The sequence below is a fragment of the Limosilactobacillus coleohominis genome, assembly GCF_016901675.1.
Lineage (GTDB): Bacteria > Bacillota > Bacilli > Lactobacillales > Lactobacillaceae > Limosilactobacillus > Limosilactobacillus intestinavium.
In genome coordinates this window covers 1-219 of record NZ_JACJKU010000226.1, presented here as the reverse complement: position 1 = coordinate 219, position 219 = coordinate 1, and the positions used below count along the sequence as shown (strand labels likewise).

Sequence of the window (219 nt, the reverse complement as noted above, 5' to 3'; positions counted from 1 at the left end):
TACACTGCAGCTGAGCTTTAAAACCATCTATAACTGGATTGATCAAAACAAACTAGAAATCAGTTTAAGCGATCTTCCTGACCATGGTATTAGGCGCCATCGAGCTAAATAAACTCGTGGTACTTTTTGCCATGGACGTTCAATTGATACACGTCCTCGTGAAGTAGCACAACGAACGACCTTTGGTCATTTCGAAGCAGATACCGTACTTTCAGGTAA

1 pseudogene is annotated in these 219 nt (G+C 41.6%); it reads left to right on the top strand.

What is annotated here, in order from left to right:
• Nucleotides 1–219, top strand: a pseudogene (locus H5975_RS08895) (IS30 family transposase); the annotation flags it as partial.